The sequence below is a fragment of the Chryseobacterium gotjawalense genome (assembly GCF_030012525.1).
Classification (GTDB): Bacteria; Bacteroidota; Bacteroidia; order Flavobacteriales; family Weeksellaceae; genus Kaistella; species Kaistella gotjawalense.
Window position 1 is genome coordinate 459,669 of the sequence record NZ_CP124855.1, and the last position, 15,719, is coordinate 475,387.

Sequence of the window (15,719 nt, forward strand, 5' to 3'; positions counted from 1 at the left end):
ATATTAATTTCAGCAAGAGTTTGTTGATAAGTTTTGGGAATCGAAACGATTACAATGATAAGGAAAACAAAAACTTTATTCCTATTTTTACCGAATGATTTCTAAGCAAACAATCGATAAGATATTTTCTGCCGTCCGGGTAGAGGAAATCATCGGCGAATATGTACAATTGAAGCGGGCGGGCTCTAACTTTAAAGGATTAAGTCCTTTTCATGACGAGAAATCGCCGAGTTTCGTAGTGTCGCCGAGCAAACAGATTTGGAAAGATTTCTCCAGCGGAAAAGGCGGAACCGCGATTTCTTTTTTAATGGAAATCGAAAATTTCACCTATCCCGAAGCGCTGAAACACGCGGCTAAAAAGTACGGAATCGAAATTGAAGAGGATAAACGCGAACTCACGGAAGAGCAAAAACAGGCACAAACCGATAAGGAACTGCTTTATAAAATTCATGAGATTGCAAACGATTTTTTTCAACATCAACTTTTTGAAACGGAAGAAGGAACAACCATCGCTTATTCTTATTTTAAAGAACGCGAACTTCGGGATGATATTATCAAAAAATTCCAGTTGGGATATTCGCCGGAACAAAGAAATGCGTTTACAGAATTTGCTTTAAATAAAGGGTATTCCAAAGAAATTCTGGAGAAATCGGGACTTTCTATCTTCCCGGAAAATGCACCGAACGGCATCGACCGTTTTCGGGAAAGGGTTTTGTTTCCGATTCACAGTTTTTCAGGCCGGGTTTTAGGTTTTGGTGCCAGAATTCTGAAGAATAATGTAAAAACAGCCAAATATCTTAATTCTCCTGAAACCGAAATTTATCATAAATCCAGCGTTCTTTACGGATTGAGCCAGGGAAAACAGTCGATTTCAAAAAATAACCTTTGCCTTCTGGTAGAAGGTTATATGGATGTAATCGCTCTTCATCAAAGCGGAATTGAAAATGTCGTAGCCAGTTCGGGAACAGCGTTGACCGTGGATCAAATCAAACTGATTAAGAGGTTGACTGAAAATGTAACCATTCTTTTTGATGGTGATCCTGCCGGAATTAAAGCCAGTTTCAGAAGCATCGATTTATTGTTGGCTGAGGAAATGAACATCCGGATTTTACTGTTCCCTGATGGTGATGATCCTGATTCTTTCTCGAGAAAGCATCCTCAGGAATATGTCGAAAATTTCATTAAAACCAAAGCGAACGATTTTATCGATTTCAAAGCTGAGATTTTATTAAAAGAAGCCGGCGATGATCCGATAAAAAAAGCAGAAGCCATCCGAAATATCGTAAAGTCGGTCGCTTTCGTAAAAAATGCCTTGAAACAGGAAGTTTACCTGAAAGAGGTCGCCACCAAATTTGGACTTTCAGAGCAATCTCTTTTTAATGAACTGAATGTTCAGAAACAGATTCAGAATCAGCAGTTTTCGCCGCAACAGAGAGCAGAGCCTCAAGAAAGGCCGAAAATGGAAATTGTTCCTCCAACCATAATTTCGGTAAATCCTTTGTTGGAATTAGAGGAAAAGTTGGTGAAACACATGCTTAACTTTGGAGACCGGGTTTTAGAAAAGTCTGATGCCGATAACCAACCGTTTAAAATTACGGTGATTGAAGAAATAATCAGTCACTTTAATGAAGATAATTATGAGCCACAATCTCCGGTTAACCGGAAAATAATTGAAGAATTAAAAAACGGATTAGCCAATAATGAGATCATTCAAAGTAATTTTTTCTTAACTTTAATGGATGAAACTATTGTTTCTAAAGTTTCAGGTGCCATCCTTGGGGATGAAGAATTAAGCAACTGGGAAAAAAGCAATATCTTTCCGCCTAAACCCGGCGATAAATTAGAAGCTGAAATTGAAGATGATATTCTCATCCATAAAAGTCATTTTATTGAAAAGATGATTTATGATATTGTGAAGAAGTTAGATGCTGTAAGAGATGAAAATCCGGAAGAGTACTATGAATTGGTGAAAAAAATTATGGTATTAAAAAGTCTTCTGAGCGAAATCAATAAAAAACTGAACCGCCAACTGACAAAAGGGCATAGTTTTTTTAGGGAACAAAAATTGTAAACTACATAATGCAAAAAAAAATAAGTAATGGATATTAAAAAAGATTTCAGAGATTTCTCTGTAAAACATTTAGGAAACAGCGGACTGGCGACTGATCAATATATGGGAATGTTTAACCCAACCAGTCTGACGCCGTATATTATGGAAGAAAGACGTTTGAACGTTGCTCAAATGGACGTTTTTTCCCGTTTAATGATGGACCGTATTATTTTTCTGGGAACAGGAATTGATGACCAGGTTGCGAATATCGTCACCGCGCAGTTGCTTTTCCTTGAAAGTTCTGATGCCTCAAAAGATATTCAAATTTACATTAACTCTCCTGGTGGAAGCGTATATGCAGGTTTAGGAATTTACGACACCATGCAGATTATTAAGCCCGACGTTGCGACAATCTGTACCGGAATGGCTGCCTCAATGGGCGCAGTTCTTTTGGTTGCCGGTGCAAAAGGAAAACGTTCTGCATTAAAGCATTCAAGAGTGATGATTCACCAGCCGAGTGGTGGAGCACAGGGTGTTGCATCCGACATGGAAATCAATTTGCGCGAAATGCTGAAACTGAAAAAAGAACTCTACGACATCATTTCTGAACATTCAGGACAAACCTACGAGTGGGTGGAGAAAGCCTCTGACAGAGATTATTGGATGACTTCCGGGGAAGCCAAAGATTTTGGAATGGTTGATGAAGTTCTTCAAAGAAAAACAGAGAGCAAGTAATATTTTTTTTTACAACGCATAAAGTATTGAAAACGGACGCAACTTAAAGTTGACGTCCGTTTTTTTATGGGAAAAATTTCACTTTGTACAAAAGGATGTGTACTACAAATTAAATCCTTCAATTATTTTAGCAAAATCGTCACTTTTCAAGGCGGCACCTCCGATCAAACCACCGTCGATATCAGGTTGGGAGAAGATTTCTTTGGCATTGTCCGGTTTTACAGATCCGCCATATAGAATTGAAATTTCGTCAGCAACGTCTTGTCCGTATTTACCGGCGATTAAATTTCTGATATGGGCGTGAATTTCCTGTGCTTGCTCTGGCGAAGCTGTTTCTCCAGTGCCGATTGCCCAAACCGGTTCATATGCAATGACCACTTTTTTAATTTCTTCAGCCGTTAAAGAGAAAAGAGCCACTTCAGTTTGGTTTTTTACCACTTCTAAATGTTGGCCGGCTATTCTTTGCTCCAAAGTTTCACCATTACAGTAAATCGGCGTTAAACCTTTGTCCAAAGCCAATTTTACTTTTACATTACAGTGAGCATCAGTTTCACCATGGTATAATCTTCTTTCAGAATGACCGATAATTGCACCGGCCGCATGAATAGATGCCAACATATCTGCCGAAATTTCTCCCGTATAAGCGCCGCTTTCGTGCGCGCTGATGTCCTGGGCGAAAACGCCGATTTCATTGTGGGCAAAAACATCTTTTGCCATCATTAAATATAGTGCTGGTGGCGCAATCCAAACTTCACACTGAGTGGCGTTGTGTTTTTTGTAATCTAATAATTGAAACATTAATTGCTGTGCTTCAATCACATTTTTATTCATTTTCCAGTTTCCTGCAACGATGTTTTTTCTCATGGTCAAATATTTATTTAATTAAGTTGCCAAATGTCTTTAAGGATTTGATAGAAATCGTGTTCGGTGTCAGAAACCTGCTCATCTGCTTTAATCAGCGTTTTTGCAAATTGTCTGAAAGACATTCTTTCTTTCTCTGTAGAATCATCCAGAAAACACTGCGCGTGAAATTCAAAATGCGGCTTCCATTCTTCAGATTTTAAAAGAGCAATAACTTCTAATTCGTCATCTAAGTCCATTTTAAATGGAAATTCATCGGCTAGATATTGCTGAATCATCATTCCTTCTTCCGGAGCAAATTCCCCATCAACAGCGGAAAGAATCATTAACAGGTGATAACCGGCAATCGATTTATTTGATTTTTTTTGATTCATTATCGTTTAATTTTTTTGTTTAATATAATCTTCGGCTGACATTTTATCTACAATTTTTCCTTTTTCTAAAGTAAGGACAAACGGGTTGCTTCGGGCTATTGTTTTAATTGCCGTGCCATCCATCATTGTATTATTAATGGTTTTAAAGGTATTGGGATTGGTAGAAATACCCATAACCAGAGCGTCTTTTTGTTGGCTCAACTTGGCTTCGGCCTGCGCTAAAACCTCGCTGTCTGCCTTTTTCGGATTGTACGAAAAAATAAGAATCGCTTTTGGGGCTTTCAGCATTTCGCCGGTCAAATCGATGCCGTCTGTGGTTTCAGGTTTGAATTTAGAAATCTCTGATTCATAACCTTGTTTTACAAGCTTAGAAGTGGTCTTGTCATCCTGAATCATCCACGGCGAACCTTCTTCCCAATATTTCTTCTCATTGACATAATCATCCTGATTGACTTCTAAAACGTCTCCTGTTTTTTCGTTTTTAAGAGAATAATAGGTTTTAAATTGAGACGGATTTTCGGCAATATTTTTTTTCTCGATATTGAGGTCGGTGCCAATTTTATAATCTCTGAAATCAATGACCGGTTCGTGGGTAATTCCCCAACTGATCACAAAAATCATGGCGAGAAAAGCAAAGGCAGAAAGGTATTTCTTAAGGTTCGAATTTTGGTCGGTTTCATTAAAATTATTTCGATAAAGAAAATATAAAACGAGCAATCCGATCAACAGTATAATATCTTTCCAGAAACTTTGCCAGGGTTCCATTTTCAGGGCATCACCAAAACAACCACAATCGGTTACCACATTAAAGTAGGCTGAATAAAAAGTCAGAAAAGCAAAGAAAACACACAAAGCAATCAAGACGGAAAGCGTGAATTTCAATTGACTTTTTATTAACAGTAGAAATCCGAAAACCAGTTCCAGAACAACGACGAGCACTGCAATAATGAGCGCCTGTTTTTCTAAAAAAGGAATGTTGAAAACGGCAGGTGAAAAATATTCTTCTAGTTTAAATGAAAATCCCACTGCATCTACGGCTTTTACAAAACCTGATGCAATAAAAACTAATGCAATTGCAATTCTTAGTGTATTTCTCAACATATCAATTCAATTATAGTGGTTTGGAAACTTCTTTTTCTTCAGAGAATTTTATCAGGCAGAAAACCGCATAATTCAGCATATCAAAATAATTGGCGTCAATTCCTTCGGAAACTAAAGTTATACCGGAGTTGTCTTCTATCTGTTTGGTTCTCAGTACTTTTTGATAGATCAGATCGGTAATTGATGAGATCCGCATTTCGCGCCAGGCTTCTCCGTAATCGTGATTTTTTCTCAGCATTAATTCTTTGGCTTCACGAGCAAACTGGTCATACATTTTCAGGATTTCATTGCGATCCTGTTTGAAATCATCTGCAAAGCCTTTCTCTAACTGGATTAATCCGATAATAGAGTAGTTTACAATAGCGATAAAATTTTCTTCTTCTGATTCGCCGACTTTAGAAATTGCCGTGGTTTGGAAATTTCTTAAACTTTTAACTTTAATGAAAATCTGATCTGTTAATGATGAAGTTCGTAAAACTCGAAATGATGCGCCGTAATCAGACAGTTTATTACTGAATAATTCGCGGCAGACGTTGATAACTTCGTCGAACTGTTGTGATGTTTTTTGCATAAGATTTCTAAACTTTTCAAAGATAAGAATTTCGTTTGAGAGTTGTTGGTTGATCTTGGTCAGAAATCGTATTTTTGTCAAATGAATACTGAAATTCCGAAACCGCAATCTTCCAATTTTTCAACTCTAAATTGCCATGGTCATTTAGTCGCTTTATCAGAACCTAAAGTGATGGGAATCCTCAATATCACGCCGGATTCGTTTTCCGATGGAGGAAAATTCAATACCGAAAAGGCAGCGCTTTTACATGCCGAAAAAATGATTACTGACGGAGCTTCGATCATCGATCTCGGCGCACAGTCGACCAGACCAAATGCCGAATTTTTAAGTTCAAAAGAAGAAATTTCAAGAATAGGAAATCTGATCTCTATAATTAAAAAAGAATTTCCACACATTTTAATTTCATTAGACACGTTTTATTCTGAAACGGTAAAGTTTGGTTTTGATGAAGGATTGGATTTGGTCAATGATATTTCAGGCGGAATGTTTGATGACAAAATGTTCGAAAAAGTTGCCGAAACAGGACTTCCATATATTTTAATGCACATTAACCCGACTTATGAATCGATGCATGAAAAGCTCATTCATGACGATATTATCCTCCATATCAATTGTTATTTTTCTGAAAAGATTCAAAAATTAAGAAGTTTCGGAATTAAGGACATCATTCTCGATCCCGGTTTTGGATTCGGGAAAACTGTGGAGCAGCAACATCAGATGATTGATGAAACGGAGATGATCGGATTTGGTGAATATCCTTTGTTAATCGGTATTTCCCGAAAATCATTTATTTATAAACCTTTAGGAAAATCGCCTTTAGATATTCAGGAAGAAACGCAGAAAATCCATTTAAAAATTCTGCAAAAAGGAGCAAAAATCCTGCGTGTTCACGATGTTTTGGCAACTAAAAAAACAATTGATTTGTTTTTGAAAAAGTAATGGAATAAAAGACATCAAACTTTATTTTAAACCACAAATCTGACAAAAGAAAATCTGAAAATAAGAACTTCCGAAGGCGAAAAAAAATAACTTTTTAGAGCAGTTTCCTTATTTTTCCTTTAGAAAAACTTAAAAATGTTCATCGCCATTGTGACTTTTGTGGTTTTTAAAACAAATTTAAACAGGTTCTACTTATTTCTAATTCAATCCAGACAGTTTTTCAGAATATTCCTCCGCAAACTGTTTTCGGTCTTCATCCAGTTTCTCCAAATTATCGGGAAGCAGGTAACTGAACAGAATCTTTTCTTCATCATCTAAAAAGATGATTTCTTTTTCTTCGCCATCGATCATTTGGGCGAAAATCTCCCACATCGAGGTATCTTTCATCTTTAATAATTCAAAAAAAGAACTTGCTTTAATCTGTATATTTTTCATTTCTAAAATCCTAAAAAATTGAGTTTTAACTGTATGGCGAAATTTTCTTTAAAGGTTGGAGTGGCGTAATATCCCACGCGGTAGAAGAATCCTAAATTGAAAGGACTCCCTAAAAAGTTGTTGGCTTCTAAACCGATTTCCTGATAAAAATGGTCGAGTTTCTGAAAATCAAACTGATGAATTTCCGGATTTTTCATATCGCCCGTAATTCCACGGTACACCATATCGAAACTGGAAATTTTCTTTCCGAAAGTGCTGAAATAATAGGGGATTCTGTGCGTTAAATAATAACCTACGAACTTGTCATTATAATATTTGCCGCCTTCCATCGTGGCAAAACCGAGGTAAGAAGTAAGGTTGAAATTAAGAGAACTTTCGCCATTTCCTAAACCGTTAACCGCGTACTGATGCCAAATCGGCGCATTTCCGATACTCAGACCGGTATACAAACGAGCACCCGTAACACCGATTTTGGTTTTGAAAATGTGTTGAATCAGAAAGTCAAATCTGCTGAAACCGAAGTCTCCGCCTAAAGTTTTTATACCTTGTTCGTAATTGAAATAAAACTCCGGATAGTTCTGTTCATACGTTAACTTTCCTGATGGCGTCATCATACTTTTAGAATTCGGTGAATATTTCAGGGTAAGTTGCGTTGCGACATTTTCAAAACGATTTCCGAGATTGTTGTAACTGTAATCGAATTTTGCTTCCTCGCGATCTCTCTTGGCAGAAACTCTCAGAGTCAGCGAATTAGACAGATCATTTTCGTAGGACACTTTAAAACCTTCGAAATGGTAGAATCTGTCATTGTTTAAGTCCACACCGGAATTATTGATTTTCATTTTAAAGTTCCAGAGATTTTCATTGAAACGTCCCGCCGCATCGACGTCGTTATAATATTCGCCCCGGAAAAAAGAAGTTTTGTCTAACGTTGTTTTGATATCGATTCCGGCACCATATTTCCAGGAAGAATCTTTGAATCCATAAGCGATATAGGCGTCGGGTGAAATATATTTGTTGAATTTTTCATTCATTTTAATGCCTGCACCCAGACGAAAACCTTCGTATTGATTGTATTTCAGCAGTTGAAGTGCATCAAAATCTACATTCCCAACTCTGATTTTGCCTTTGAGAAAACCGGTAAAAACATTCAATTTCTGATCGAGGTTGTATTTTTTTCCTACGCTGTCGATTTTGGAATAGGTCATTTTTTCGCGTGTTGTCAAAGAATCTGTTCTGTATTTTTCCAGAATATCTCCGGCGGTGTTTTTTACCGACATTGAATATCCCGAAAAATCTTTTTTATTCTCGTCAACGGAAGTTTTAAAATCGAAATAATCTGCCCTCACAAAAACGTAGTTTCCAAACTGTTTTTTCAATTTTTCGTCTGAATCATCCTTTTTCTTTTTGTCCGTTTTGTTGACGTCAAAAACGGTGGATCCCATTTTTATTTTAAAATTTTCTTTGAGCAAAAACCATTTGTTGTCGATGGGTTTCCAGATGCTTGTGATTGATCCTTCACTTTTTTTCTTGCTGTTGCTTTCGATTTTTTTCAGGCCATAAGTTTCGGCGTCGACGTAGATATAACCGTTGAATTTTCGTTTCTGCACCGGGTTTTTATAATCGGTCTGGCGAAAACGGATTACATAATTTTTTCTGCCTTCAATCTCGATACTGTCTGTCAGAAAGTAGCGGTAAAGAGTCCGGTTTTCCTCCTGGATTTCTTTGGGAATTTTATTTCTGTTAGAGCGCAGCGCCAGCATTTCGTAAACCGGTTGTTTTAAACCAGCCACACGATTGTCCAGAATATTGATTTTTTCGCCGTATTTTTTGGAATATAAAAACTCAGAAGCTCTTTCCCAAAGAAACAATTTACTCTCAGTCATCAGTTTCATCACATTCAGATTTTCTAATGAATCTTTCTTTTTTTCGGCAGATTGTATCGCGACAGGAACTGTTTTCAGTGAATCAAGACGGTGATTCAAATATTGACTGTACTGCTTAATACTGTCTTCATCGAAGTCGAAAGAAATTTTCTCATAAGATTTAAAGGAGTAGGAGTCTAAACTTTGCGGTGAATTATTTTTGAAATTATCATTTACTTTCTGTAAAATTCTCAACGCGCGCGGGTCACTTTTATCAGAAATGATGACTCCTTCAATCGACTGGGTTTTAGGATCGTTTTTAGAAAGAGAAATTTCCATCACTTTATCAACCACGGCTTCGTCTTCATAAAAGCCCGGAGCTTTTACTTGTACTTTTTCACATTTTGTTTTGAAGGTTAAAGTGCCTTCAGTATTGGTTTTACCAAAAAGTTTTCCTTTACAAAAAATGGAAGCATTGGGAATCGGTGTTCCTTCACCCGTTTTTAAAACCGTAATTTTAGATTGTCCGAAGAAGAAAAGACCAATAAATAAAAAGAGAATTGCACTGTGTTTTTTCATAGAAAACAAAAGTATTCAAAAAAATTAAAATTCAATGCAGATTACGTGTTAAGACTCATAAACTTTAACTATTAGGAAATTCGTCCCCATTTATTTTTTCCTTTGTATTGTTTCGCATAATAGGTTCGTAATTCGAAATTTTCAGGATGTTCTAGATGAGGATCATTTTTGAGTAATTTTTCAACGGTCAATTTTGCAGCTTTGATGATTTTGCCGTCTGCCACTAAATCGAGTTTTTTAAAATCGACAACACCACTTTGCTGGGTTCCGAGAATATCGCCGGGACCGCGCAGTTTCATATCAACTTCTGAAATCTTAAAACCGTCATTCGTTTCGACCATTGTTTTCATCCGGGTTCGGCTGTCACTGGAAAGTTTATCGGAAGTGACCAAAATACAGTAACTCTGTTCGGCACCGCGACCCACTCTTCCGCGAAGTTGATGAAGTTGGGACAGGCCAAATCTTTCGGCACTTTCAATAATCATCACCGACGCATTGGGAACATTTACACCGACTTCGATGACCGTGGTTGCAACCATAATATGGGCTTTTCCGGAAGCGAAATACTGCATCGCTGCTTCTTTTTCAGCAGGTTTCATTCGGCCGTGAAGCATAGTTACATTAAATCCTTCATAAAATTCGATGATATGTTCTAAGTTTTCTAATAAATTTTTATAATCCAAAGTTTCGGATTCTTCAATTAAAGGATAAACGAAATAGATTTGACGGCCTTTTTCAATCTCCTCTTTGGCAAAACGAAAAATCGATAATCGGTCTTTTTCCCGACGGCGTGCGGTGATAATGGCTTTTCTGCCGACCGGTAGTTCATCGATGACCGACACATCTAAATCACTGTAAAAACTCATCGCTAAAGTCCGTGGAATCGGCGTTGCAGTCATGACGAGAATGTGCGGAGCGATTTTGTTTTTCGCCCATAATTTCGCTCTTTGCGCCACACCAAACCGATGTTGCTCATCAATAATGGCGAGACCTAAATTTTTAAATTGTACGATATCTTCTAAAACCGCGTGCGTTCCGATCAGAATTGAAAGTTCACCGGAAAGAAGTTCCTGATGAATAACTTTTCGATCCGACGTTTTGGTTGAACCTGTTAACAACCGGACTTTAATATCTGTTTTTTCTAAAAGTTCCTGAATGGAATTAAAATGCTGCTGCGCCAGAATTTCTGTCGGAGCCATCATGCAGCTCTGAAAACCGTTATCCAGAGCGATCAACATCGAAAGAAGCGCTACCATGGTTTTTCCGGAACCTACATCGCCTTGAAGAAGCCGGTTCATCTGAATCGGTTTTTTCAGATCAGTCCGGATTTCCTTTAAAACTCTTTTTTGGGCATTGGTCAGTTCAAAAGGAATGAATTCGTTGTAAAACTGATTGAAATTTTCACCGATTTTCGGGAAAGGATTTCCAGCTACGGACGTTTTATGATGTTGCTTTTTTAAACCATACCCTAACTGGAAAAAAAAGGCTTCTTCAAATTTGACTCTGTTTTCTGCATGTTGAAAATGAACGAGATCTTTCGGGAAATGAATATGGTATAAAGCGGGAATTCTTCCGATTAAGTTCAAACTTTTCATTAAGGAACCGGGTAGGTTTTCCGAAACTAAATTGGGCAGGTTTTTAACAATGTCAGCGATTACCGTTTGAAAAAACTTGTTATTTAATCCACGCTTCGAGAGTTTTTCACTGCCGGGATAAATCGGCAAGAGCGTTCCTGAAAGGGCTTTCTTTTCATCGGCTTCGATTTCGGGATGAGGCATTGAGAAAATCCCGTTGAATTCATTGATTTTACCAAAGACGAACATTTCCTGATTGAGGGGAATTTGTTCTTTCATCCATTTTGAATACCGAAACCAGACGAGATCCAGCGTGCCCGAATCATCACGGAATTTAGCCGTTAATCTCTTCTGACCTTTGCCGTAAGCCACTTCCTGAATATCGGTAATCTTGCCTTTAAATTGGATTTCAGCATCGGGTTCTGTTCTTAAATCGCCTATTTTATGAACTTTGCTTTTATCAATATATCTTAAAGGATAAAAAGTTAGAAAATCTTCCACAGTCGTAAATCCTAAAACATTTTTAATGAATTTGGCGCGTTCGGGACCGATTCCCTTTAAAAATTCTATGGGAGTTTCTAAAGTCAATATTAAAAAAAAAGCGTATTGAAAGTCAAGGAGCGAATTTCGTTAAAATAAGAAAGACTTCCAAAAAATATTTGAAAGTCTTCTTTACTGTTATTTAAGAATCACCGTTAATCTTTAATACTTGATTTGAATTTTTTCTGATAATTTTCCCATTGTGCGCGGGTGTTTATCTTTTTATATTCATTGTTTGCGATAAATGGAATATAGGGCTCTAATTCTTTGGCAGTTAGGGCTCCCTGTAAAATGGTGATGGGATTTCCCGTTTCATCCAGAAAAACCGCCGATGGTATTGCGTTGACATTCATGTATTTGGTGAAATCATGCATGGCATTTTTTTTATTTCCGTTATCGAATTCAGTATTGGTAAAAGTTCTGCCAAATACATTTATTTGTTCTTTTCCTTCGGCATTAAACTTCACCGGATAATAATTCTCATTTAAATAATTTGCTATCACCGGTTGATTGTAAGTGTTTTTCTCCATGATTTTACACGGAGCACACCAATCGGTATAGAAATTAATCAGTATTTTCTTGGGAACCGTTTTCTGAGCGTTGACCGCTTCTTCCAAAGTCATCCATCTGACTTGGGAAGAGGCGAAGAACGTTATCAATATCGAAAGTAAAAGGACTGTTTTTTTCATTTCAATTTAATGACTAAAGTCGTACCAAGTTGGGGTTTATCTTACTTCCTGCATCAATTTTTTGACCAGTGGCGAAATTAATATTAAAATAACCCCGGCAATCACGGCATATAAACCTAATTCTTTATAACCAGATGTATACGCATGCAGCTTTTCAATATTGGAGGCATCCTTGCGTGCTGTTGCCATATTTGCTCCAATTAATCCTGCAACATACTGTCCGTAAGCTGAAGCTAAAAACCACATTCCCATCATCATTCCCTGAAGCTTTTGCGTAGAAAGCTTCGTCATAATCGACAGACCAATCGGAGAAAGACACATTTCACCCAAAGTGATAATAAACAAAGCGATGGTAAATAAGCTTAAAGAAGTAACTCCCGCTGCATTTGCAAAAAATTGAGTAGCGAAAATTGCATAAAATCCTAACCCTAAAAATATAAATCCTAAACCGAATTTAATAATAGTGTTGGGTTCTAATTTCTTTTTACTGAGCCAGATCCAAAGTAAACCAATTGGGATCGCAACCAATAAAATGAAGAATGCGCCGCCGGAATTGTTCACGCCGTTTGGATCTAAACCGAGTAAATCATTGTTCAGATTATGCGCAGCGAAAATACTTAGCGAACCACCACTTTGCTCATAAATACCCCAAAATATGATGGAGAAAAGAATGAAAATGAGAGCAGCCATAAGCTTACTGCGTTCTGATTTAGAGACTTTAGACATTTCATAGAATAGATAAATTAATGTCAATGGGCCAACAGCATACATGAAATAATCGGTGTATTGAGTTTTCGCCACCATGACCATAATCATCGGAATGAAAAGTAAAGACAGGGCATAAACTCCGTATTCTTTCCATTTTTCCATGGAAACCAGGTCTCCGTTTTTAAGTACTTTTAAAGGTTGAAGTCCGATGGGTCCTAATCTTCTCTGTGTAAAAATAAAATTGACTAAGCTGATCACCATTACAACTGCTGCTAAACCGAAAGCCACATTCCAGTGTAATCCTTCAGGGATTAAATGGGAAAGCAATTCACCTTTTCCAATGGCGATACACAAATAACCACCTAGCAAAGCTCCTAAATTAATTCCGGCATAAAAAAGTGAAAACCCTGCATCTGTACGGTTATCACCTTTCTTGTATAGTTTTCCTACCATAGTGGAGATGTTCGGTTTGAAAAATCCTGTTCCAACTACAGTAAATGAGATTCCTAAAAAGAAAAACTGGTGCGGATCCAGGGCTAAAATCAAACTGCCGATTATCATTAAAATTCCGCCCCAAAACAAAGATTTCCTGAATCCTAAAATTTTATCTGCGAACAAACCTCCCACGAACGTAAAGGCATACACAAAAGCTTGGGTCGCGCCGTATTGCAGATTGGCTTCTTTTTCGCCCAAGTTCAGTTGGGAAATCATAAAAAAGACGAGCATTCCGCGCATTCCGTAGAAACAAAAGCGTTCCCACATTTCCGAAAAGAAAAGTGACCAGATTTGTTTTGGATATTTGCCTTTAAAATCTTGGATTTGATCGAGGGTTAGGTTCATAATTATAATTGATAATTGATTTCTGACGCAGCGCGTCATGAATTATTTTTATTTTCTTCTTGTTCGAGTTCAAAACGAATTCTGTCTTGATCGATGATTTGTTTTAATTCTTCTTCCTTTGGTAAATATAAAAGATATTTGCTTGCAAACAGATTGTTTTTGTCATTTAAGACAGAATATTTCACGATGGTTTCATCTTTTTCTGAACAAAGTGAAATTTTCATCAATTTTAAATTATAAAACTTGCGTAATGCACTACGAAAATAGAAAAAACCACCGAATAATCGGTGGTTTTATGATTTATTAAACTTTTAAAATTAATTTACTCCGTGCATTTTCTTTTCTAACCAGCGACTCATTAAGAATAGTACTGCTGCTGCAACACCACACATCACGATGAACACGAGGAAGAAATCAAAAAGATTTGCGATTTCAAATCCTAAGAAATTCGTAGTTTTTGCACCCTGACCATTTTCTCCACTTCCAGGAATCAATGCGGAAAGAGTACCTGCGAATTTATTAGCGGCAGCATTTGCTAAGAACCAAGTTCCCATTAACAAAGAAGAAAATCTTAGTGGTGACAATTTAGAAACCATTGAAAGTCCGATTGGAGAGAGACAAAGTTCTCCCATAGTGTGGATTACGTAAAGAGAGATCAACCAAAACATCGATACTTTGTCCATAGCTCCAATACCGTAAACTGCAAATGCAATAACTCCATATCCTAAAGAAACTAATGTTAAACCGATCGCCATTTTCTTTGGAGAAGAAGGCTCGCGGTTTCTGTTTCCTAAATTCAGCCATAAAGAAGAGAATAAAGGAGCCAATAAAATAATAGCCAGTGGATTAACCGATTGAAAATAACTGGCAGGCATTTCCCACCCGAAAATATGACGGTCTGTCTGTCTGTCTGCGAAGATTGTTAATGAAGCTCCAGCCTGTTCGAATGCCCCCCAGAAGAAGATTACAAAGAATGCAAGGATGAAGATTACCATAATCCGGTCGCGTTCTTCTTTGGTTAAACCCTTGTCAGTTAGAACTAGCAGCGGCATTAAAACCATTGCGCCATAAATTAAATAACCAATAATATCCAGGTCACTTTTGAACATTGTTTTAAAGTTCATAAAGAAAAATATCATAGCAATCGCCCCAGCAACCATTCCGAACTGTGCAATACCAAATTTATTGGTTGGCATACCGATGGGTTGTTTATTATTATCGACCAAAAGTCTGTTCTTCTGAACCATAAAGGTAATTAAGCCAAAAACCATTCCGATACCTGCTGCTAAAAAGCCCCATTTGAAATCTACTTTTTCTGCTAAAGTTCCGCAAATAAGAGGGGAGAAGAAAGCACCTAAGTTAATTCCCATGTAGAATATCGTAAAGGCAGAATCAACTCTTCGGTCGCCTTTCGGATACAACTGACCTACCATGGTGGAAATGTTCGGTTTAAAGAATCCGTTTCCAATAATTAACATGGTCAGCCCAATCCACATCAGGGTGATTGCACTGGAACCGTTTGTAGAGGCTGAAAAAAACATAATGAACTGACCAATCGCCATTAAAACTCCACCAATTTCTATACTTCTTCTATTTCCCAAAAAGCGATCCGATAGATACCCTCCCAGAAGCGGTGTTAAATAAACTAATCCCGTGTAACTTCCATAAATTTCCGATGCTTCTGCATCACCCATCAATAACATTTTTGTCATATACAAAACGAAGATCGCTCTCATTCCGTAATAGCTGAAGCGCTCCCACATTTCGGTCATAAACAAGAGGTACAATCCTTTCGGGTGGCCTTTCTGTACTGCTGTATCCATAATTTTTTAGTTGTTAAATTTTGTTAAGATTAGCA

At 37.3% G+C, this 15,719-nt stretch carries 14 protein-coding genes; 3 read left to right on the top strand and 11 right to left on the bottom strand.

What is annotated here, in order from left to right; translation table 11 throughout:
• The first annotated feature begins 94 nt into the window (after positions 1-94).
• A complete protein-coding gene (gene dnaG / locus QGN23_RS02045; RefSeq protein WP_282905374.1) occupies positions 95-2,071 on the top strand; it encodes a DNA primase in 1,977 nt (658 codons plus the stop codon).
• Between the two features lie 27 nt (positions 2,072-2,098).
• Entirely contained in the window at positions 2,099-2,785 is a 687-nt protein-coding gene (gene clpP / locus QGN23_RS02050) for an ATP-dependent Clp endopeptidase proteolytic subunit ClpP (protein ID WP_282905375.1), read from the top strand.
• A 102-nt stretch (positions 2,786-2,887) separates the two neighbouring features.
• On the opposite strand, the gene tpiA is transcribed toward clpP, so the two are convergent.
• From tpiA to QGN23_RS02070, 4 genes are read right to left on the bottom strand one after another with little or no spacing between them, the layout of a single operon-like run.
• The gene (gene tpiA, locus QGN23_RS02055) at positions 2,888-3,649 is read right to left on the bottom strand and encodes a triose-phosphate isomerase (protein ID WP_282905376.1); all 762 of its coding nucleotides are present in this window, start codon (positions 3,647-3,649) and stop codon (positions 2,888-2,890) included.
• Between the two features lie 14 nt (positions 3,650-3,663).
• A complete protein-coding gene (locus QGN23_RS02060; protein ID WP_282905377.1) occupies positions 3,664-4,020 on the bottom strand; it encodes a tellurite resistance TerB family protein in 357 nt (118 codons plus the stop codon).
• Positions 4,021-4,026: 6 nt separating this feature from the next.
• Positions 4,027-5,121, bottom strand: a complete 1,095-nt coding sequence (locus tag QGN23_RS02065) for a BT_3928 family protein (RefSeq protein WP_282905378.1) — start codon at positions 5,119-5,121, stop codon at positions 4,027-4,029.
• A gap of 10 nt (positions 5,122-5,131) precedes the next feature.
• On the bottom strand, positions 5,132-5,692 hold the full coding sequence (locus tag QGN23_RS02070; protein ID WP_282905379.1) for a DUF1599 domain-containing protein: 561 nt from the start codon (positions 5,690-5,692) through the stop codon (positions 5,132-5,134).
• An 81-nt stretch (positions 5,693-5,773) separates the two neighbouring features.
• Between QGN23_RS02070 and folP the strand changes: the two genes are divergently transcribed.
• On the top strand, positions 5,774-6,631 hold the full coding sequence (gene folP / locus QGN23_RS02075) for a dihydropteroate synthase (protein ID WP_282905380.1): 858 nt from the start codon (positions 5,774-5,776) through the stop codon (positions 6,629-6,631).
• 198 nt (positions 6,632-6,829) lie between these two features.
• On the opposite strand, the gene QGN23_RS02080 is transcribed toward folP, so the two are convergent.
• The 7 genes from QGN23_RS02080 to QGN23_RS02110 all read right to left on the bottom strand — a co-directional run bounded on the left by QGN23_RS02080 (position 6,830) and on the right by QGN23_RS02110 (position 15,684).
• Positions 6,830-7,066, bottom strand: coding sequence for a hypothetical protein (locus tag QGN23_RS02080; protein WP_282905381.1), 237 nt, complete (start codon positions 7,064-7,066; stop codon positions 6,830-6,832).
• 2 nt (positions 7,067-7,068) lie between these two features.
• Entirely contained in the window at positions 7,069-9,510 is a 2,442-nt protein-coding gene (locus tag QGN23_RS02085; RefSeq protein WP_282905382.1) for a DUF5686 family protein, read from the bottom strand.
• Between the two features lie 71 nt (positions 9,511-9,581).
• Positions 9,582-11,672, bottom strand: a complete 2,091-nt coding sequence (gene recG / locus QGN23_RS02090; RefSeq protein ID WP_282905383.1) for an ATP-dependent DNA helicase RecG — start codon at positions 11,670-11,672, stop codon at positions 9,582-9,584.
• A 107-nt stretch (positions 11,673-11,779) separates the two neighbouring features.
• Positions 11,780-12,313: a thioredoxin family protein gene (locus tag QGN23_RS02095; RefSeq protein WP_282905384.1), complete on the bottom strand. Its 534-nt coding sequence runs from the start codon at positions 12,311-12,313 to the stop codon at positions 11,780-11,782.
• Between the two features lie 36 nt (positions 12,314-12,349).
• The gene (locus tag QGN23_RS02100; RefSeq protein WP_282905385.1) at positions 12,350-13,861 is read right to left on the bottom strand and encodes a peptide MFS transporter; all 1,512 of its coding nucleotides are present in this window, start codon (positions 13,859-13,861) and stop codon (positions 12,350-12,352) included.
• A gap of 35 nt (positions 13,862-13,896) precedes the next feature.
• On the bottom strand, positions 13,897-14,085 hold the full coding sequence (locus QGN23_RS02105; RefSeq protein ID WP_282905386.1) for a hypothetical protein: 189 nt from the start codon (positions 14,083-14,085) through the stop codon (positions 13,897-13,899).
• A gap of 93 nt (positions 14,086-14,178) precedes the next feature.
• Positions 14,179-15,684 carry a peptide MFS transporter gene (locus QGN23_RS02110; protein ID WP_282905387.1) on the bottom strand — a complete coding sequence of 502 codons (1,506 nt, stop codon included), beginning with the start codon at positions 15,682-15,684 and terminating at the stop codon, positions 14,179-14,181.
• Positions 15,685-15,719 lie beyond the last annotated feature (35 nt).